Origin of the sequence: Streptomyces lonarensis, from assembly GCF_012033735.1 — a bacterium.
Lineage (GTDB): Bacteria > Actinomycetota > Actinomycetes > Streptomycetales > Streptomycetaceae > Streptomyces > Streptomyces lonarensis.
The window spans coordinates 1-5686 of the sequence record NZ_JAAVJD010000289.1; the positions used below are offsets into that span (position 1 = coordinate 1).

A 5686-nucleotide genomic window follows, 5' to 3' on the forward strand; every position below is an offset into this window, starting at 1 on the left:
GCACCGAGAGCTGGGCCGCCCTGATGTTCCAGGTCGGCGGCGCGGCCTTCGACTTCCTCATCCCCGTGCTCGCCGGCTACATCGCCTACGGCATGGCCGACCGGCCCGGGCGGGGTCGGCCTCGGCGCGGAGCGCGTCGGTGAACTCCTGGCGCATGAGGTCGCGGGCGAGGGCGGAGAGGATGCCGAGGTGCGCATCGTCGGCACCGCTGGGGGCGGCGATGAGGAAGATGAGGTCCGCCGGTCCGTCCGCGGCGCCGAAGTCGATGCCGTCCGCGCTGCGGCCGAAGGCCAGGGTGGGGGCGGTCACGTGGGCGCTGCGGCAGTGCGGGATGCCGATGCCGCCGTCGAGGCCGGTCGGCATCTGGGCCTCGCGGGCGGCCACGTCGGCGAGGAAGCCGTCGAGGTCGGTGACGCGGCCGGCCGTGACCATGCGCTCCGCGAGGGAGCGGGCCGCCTCGTCCTTGGTGGTGGCGGCGAGGTGGAGGTCGACCAGGTCGGGGGTGATGAGCGGCCCGGCTGCGCCGCCGTCACCGGCCGCGGTGGCCGCTTCTCCGTGGTCGTGGTGTCGGTCGGTGGGACTCATCGGGCGGCTCCGGTGGCGGGGACTGCGGGTGAGGAGAGCGGCCTTCCCGTGGCGGGGTCGGCTGTGACGGTGACCTCGTGGGGTCGCAGGTCGGCGGGGGTGGGCATGGAACTGCCCGGTAGCTGGACGGCCGCCGCCCCGTGGGCGACGGCCGCGGCGAGCGCGGTGGGCCCGCTGCCGCCTGCGGCGAGGAAGCCTGCGAGGGAGGCGTCGCCGGCGCCGACGTCACTGCGGACGGTCGCCACGGGGGCGTGGCCCCAGTAGTGACCGCTGTCCTCGACCAGCAGCTGCCCGTCGGCGCCCAGGCTGGCGAGGACGGCGCGCGCTCCGGCGGCCCGCAGTTCCTCGGCGGCCGCGAGGGCGTCGCCGACGGTGGCGAGGGGGCGGCCGACGGCTTCGGCGAGTTCCTCGGTGTTGGGCTTGATGATGTCGGGGCGCTGGGCGAGGGCGGCGGGCAGCGCCGGGCCGGAGGTGTCGAGGGCGATCCGGGCGCCGGCGGCGTGGGCGGTGGCGACGAGTTCGGCGTACCACTGGGGTCCGAGGCCGCGCGGCAGGCTGCCGCAGCAGGCGGTCCAGGTGGCGCGGGGCGCGTGGTCCCGGACGCGCGCCAGGAGGGCGTCGGCTTCGGCCGGTGCGAGCAGCGGACCGGCGGCGTTGATCTTGGTGAGGGTGGCGTCGGCCTCGATCACCGCGACGTTGACGCGGGTGGAACCGCTGATGTCGACGCCCGCGACGTCGATGCCGAGGCGTTCCAGCAGCCTCGCGAGGAGCGCTCCCTCGGGGCCGCCGAGGGGGAGCACGGCGGTGGTGTCGAGTCCGGCGGCGCCGATCGCCCGGGAGAGGTTGACGCCCTTGCCCCCGGGGTCGACGCGGTCGGTGTCGGCCCGCAGGACGGCTCCCCGGTCGAGGGAGGCGATGTCGTAGCTGCGGTCGAGGCTGGGGTTGGGGGTGATGGTGAGGATCATGTGCGCCGGACCTCCGTGCCGGCTGCCTCGATGGCGGCGGCCTGCTCGTCGCTCAGGTCTTCGTCGGTGATCAGCAGGTCGACCTGGGAGAGGTCCCCGAACTTGGCGAAGTGCCGCTGGCCGGCCTTGCTGGAGTCGGCGAGCAGGACGACGCGGCGGGCGGCGGCGACCATGGCGCGTTTGACGGCGGCCTCCGCGAGGTCGGGCGTGGTCAGCCCGGCCTCGACGCCGAATCCGTTGGCCGCGACCAGGACGACGTCCGCCGTGATCTCGCGGTAGGTGCGCAGCGCCCAGTCGTCGACTGCGGCGCGCGTGCGGGTCCGGACCCGGCCGCCGACGAGGTGGAGCTCGGCGCTCGGGTGGTCGGCCAGCCGGGCGGCGACGGGCAGGGCGTGGGTGAGGACGGTGAGTCGGGCCTCCAGCGGGAGGACGGCGGCGACGGCGGCGGTGGTGGAGCCGGCGTCGATGATGACGCTGCCGTGCTCGGGGAGTTCCTCCACGGCGGCGCGGGCGATGCGCTCCTTCTGCCCGACGGCGATGGCTTCGCGTTCGCTGAGGTCGGGCTCGAAGTCGAGTGCGCCGGCGGGGATGGCGCCGCCGTGGACGCGGCGGAGCAGCCCGGCGCGGGCGAGGGCCTTCAGGTCGCGGCGGACCGTCTCCGGGGTGACGCCGAAGTCGGCGGCGAGCGCGGGGACCTCGACTCGGCCCTGCTCGGTGGCCAGCCGCAGGATCTGCTGCTGACGTTCGGCTGCATACATGGCTGCGGTCCGTTCGTGCCCGAGTGTGTCCGTTGCGGACACAGTACGACTGGAATTCTGCGAAGTAAACAGAAAGCCAAGCGATGTGGTCACATTCGGGCAGGAGGGACGGCTGGGGCGGCTGGTGCCCCGGCGGCCCGCGGCAGCGGTGCGGCGTCCGACGCGGGAGTGGACGCCCCCGCCCCGGGAGCGTGGAGGCGGCCGCCCGGCGTGCCGGTGAGGCCGCGGGTGAGCGGGCCGGATTGCCGGCGGCCCGCGGTGGACGCGGCCCGGGTCGGGCCACCGGCCGGACGGCCCGGGCGCGGAGATTCCGGCAAGCGTTCCCGGGGCGCCCGTCCCGCCGGCGACGCGGCGACGCCGCCCCACCCGGGAGGCGGGACGGCGTCGGTGTGCCCGTCGCGCGGGCACGGTGCGCGGGCGGTCAAAGGGCGAGCGCCACCGAGGAGGTGTCGTCGTCACCCAGGCGCACCGGCCGGGTGCGGCCGGTGGCGGCGACGCCGCTGCCGCCCGCCACGTACGGCTGCGGGGCGCTGTTGCTGACCAGCGCCGAGGCGGCGGCGACCGCGAGCAGCACGGCCCCCAGCCCCCACCAGGCGGCGGTGGCGAACCCCGCGACCGTCGCCTCGGGCGAGGCGGTCAGCAGCGAGGCACTGCCGCCGAAGCTGCCGGCGGTGGTGGAAACGGCCACGGTCCCCAGCAGCGCCACGCCGAGCGCGCCGCCGATCTGCTGCGCGCTGGTGACCAGCGCCGAGGCGACCCCGGTGTGGCCCGAACGGACCCCGGAGGTGGCCATGTGGACAGCGACCATGAAGACGGTCCCCATGCCGATACCGAGCGCGAGCTGCGCGGGCAGCAGCAGCCCCATGTAGGAGCTGTCGGCCTCCAGCTGAGTGAACATCAGCATCGCCATGGCGGCGGCGAGCAGGCCGGGCACCATGACGGCCCGCGGCGAGAGCCGCGCGAGCGTCCAGGAGGCCACCTGCGTCGAACCGATGATCACGCCGATGCTCATCGGCACGAACGCGAGCCCGGCCAGCACCGGCTGATAGCCCTTCACCGACTGCAGGTAGAAGGTCATCATCAGGAAGACGCCGAAGAGCGCCGCGGCGGCGAGGGCGACCACGAGGACCGCGCCGGCCCGGTTGCGGTCGAGGACCACGCGCGGCGGGAGCAGCCCGCCGGGCGTGCGTGCCTGCCGACGGGCGAACGCCGCCAGTAGCATCGCGGCGACCAGCAGGGCGGCGAGGACACCCGGGTCGGTCCAGCCGTGGGAACCGGCCCGGGTGACGCCACCGACCAGGGCGAAGAGGCCGACCGCCCAGGCGACCGCGCCGGGCAGGTCGATCCGGGGCACCGCGGCGGACGACACGGCGGGAAGCCGGGTCAGGGCCACGGCGGCCAGGGCGGCGACGGCCAGCGGAACGTTGACGAAGAACGTCCAGCGCCAGCCGAGGAACTGGGTGAGCGCGCCGCCGAGGATCAGGCCCAGTACCCCGCCGACGCCGACGAGTGCCGCGTGGACGGCGAAGGCCCGGCCGCGGTCGCGCACGTCGGCGAAGAGCGCGGACAGCAGGGCGAAGGCCGCCGGCGCGAGCAGGGCACCGAACACGCCCTGGCCGGCGCGCGCGGCGAACAGCGTCGCGGCGGTGGTCGCCAGGCCGCCGAGGACCGAGGCGAGAGCGAAGCCGACCAGCCCGAGGAGCAGGGCGTTACGGCGACCGAGCAGTTCGGCGACCCGGCCGCCCACCAGGAGCAGCCCGCCGAACGCGAGGGCGTAGGCGGTGAGCACCCACTGGCGGTCGGCATCGGCGATACCGAGGTCGGTCTGGAGGGTGGGCAGGGTGACGATCACGATGGTCGAGGCCAGCACCACCATCAGCTGGGCCAGCGTGAGCGGGACGAGTACACGCCGTCGGGGGGCCGCGGCGCGCTGCGGTGGTGAGGGAGCGGCGCTGTCGAGCGCTCGGGACATGGGCTGCCACCTTGTCGGGGGAGACGTCACGGGACGGGGGTGGACCCGGGTGCGGGCGGCCGGGTCCGGAGAAGCGGGGTGTCGGGGCGCCGGGCGGACGGGGGTCCGGGCCGGTGCCGTGCGGCGGGGGCGAGCGGGTGTCGATGTCGGGGCGAGCGGGTGTCGATGTCGGGAAGGATCGATCTCGGACGCGGTCTCGGGGCTGGTCCCGGGTCGAGCACGTGTCTCGACGGACGGTCCGGTCCGGAACTGCGGATCGTGCGGTGCTGCGGTGGTGCGGTGGTGCCGTGGTTCGTTTGTGCGGGTGCTGCGCGGCAGGCCGCGCGGTGTGCTTCGTGCGGGCGGTGCGGGTGGTGCGGGCGGCGCGTCACGTGCGGTTGGCACATGACCGCGCCGGCGGATCAGGAGCCGCCGACGTCGGGTGCACGTCTGCGGTCCGGCCGGGTGGCAGCGGTAACGGCTCCCGGCAGGGGGTGCGCGGTCAGGACCGCGCCGTGCGGAGGTGGGGCTGCGCCCCGGTCGGCCCGCGGAACGGGCCGATGGTCCGTGTGGCCGGCTAACTCCGGCCGGCGGGTACGCGCCGCAGGTCGGCCACGGAGGGGCCGGTACCCGGCAGCTGCGTGGCGGCGGGCGCGCGGAGTCCGTCGAGGAAGATCAGCAGCTGCCGCCGGACCAGGTCGCCGTCGAGGCGACACTCGGAACCGTCCGGCAGCGGTCTGGTGAGGCGGCCGATGGCCAGCAGGATGTCCCCGGCGGTGACGTCGGCGCGCAGGGCGCCGGTGGCGCGGGCACGCGAGGCCAGCCGCTCCACCACCTGGGTGAGCCGGTCGCCCGCGGCGCGGCGGCCAGGGTCGCCGTCGGCGGTGCCGAGCATGGTGCACATGACGCCGACCCGCTCCTCGACACCGGCAAGGAAGAGACCGCGCAGCGCCTCGAAGGGATCGACCCCGGCGGCCAACGCGTCCTCGGCACGGTCGGCGGCGCGCTCGGAGACGTCGCGCACGACCGCCACCACGAGGTCCCGGCGGGTCGGGAAGTGGCGGTAGAGGGTGGCGTTGCCGACGCCGGCGCTGCGGGCGATCTCGTCCAGCGGGGCCTTCTGGCCCTCGGCTGCGAACACCTCGCGGGCGGCGGCGACGATGCGATCCCGGTTGCGGGCGGCGTCGGCGCGGAGTCCGCCGTTGGCCGCCACGCCGGCGGCGTGCTGTGGGCTCATGGGTCCTCCTCGCTGGTCACCGGCCGTGCCTCCGCCCCGGAAGTGGGGAATGCCTCCCCACTTGGACGTACGAGTATGCAAACGGGGAAAGCCTCCCCGGATATTTCACCGCACTTCTGTGATGCCCGCCACACATCCGAGCCAGATTCCGCGACTCCCCCGCGCGGCGCGTGCCGGGCGCGCGCCCGGC

General features: G+C 75.6%; 4 protein-coding genes and 1 pseudogene. All 5 read right to left on the reverse strand.

Features of this window, described 5'->3' with window-relative positions; translation table 11 throughout:
- Positions 1 to 102: 102 nt before the first annotated feature.
- Positions 103 to 507: pseudogene (locus HCN56_RS22960) on the reverse strand (PTS sugar transporter subunit IIA); the annotation flags it as partial.
- A gap of 74 nt (positions 508 to 581) precedes the next feature.
- Positions 582 to 1550 (reverse strand): 1-phosphofructokinase, encoded by a 969-nt coding sequence (gene pfkB / locus HCN56_RS22965; protein ID WP_167974182.1) that lies wholly within the window; start codon positions 1548 to 1550, stop codon positions 582 to 584.
- Positions 1547 to 2308 carry a DeoR/GlpR family DNA-binding transcription regulator gene (locus HCN56_RS22970; RefSeq protein ID WP_167974184.1) on the reverse strand — a complete coding sequence of 254 codons (762 nt, stop codon included), beginning with the start codon at positions 2306 to 2308 and terminating at the stop codon, positions 1547 to 1549. Before HCN56_RS22970 ends, pfkB begins: the two co-directional genes overlap by 4 nt.
- Positions 2309 to 2729: 421 nt before the next feature.
- A complete protein-coding gene (locus HCN56_RS22975) occupies positions 2730 to 4280 on the reverse strand; it encodes an MFS transporter (protein WP_167974186.1) in 1551 nt (516 codons plus the stop codon).
- A 556-nt stretch (positions 4281 to 4836) separates the two neighbouring features.
- Positions 4837 to 5496, reverse strand: a complete 660-nt coding sequence (locus HCN56_RS22980) for a TetR/AcrR family transcriptional regulator (protein ID WP_167974188.1) — start codon at positions 5494 to 5496, stop codon at positions 4837 to 4839.
- Positions 5497 to 5686 lie beyond the last annotated feature (190 nt).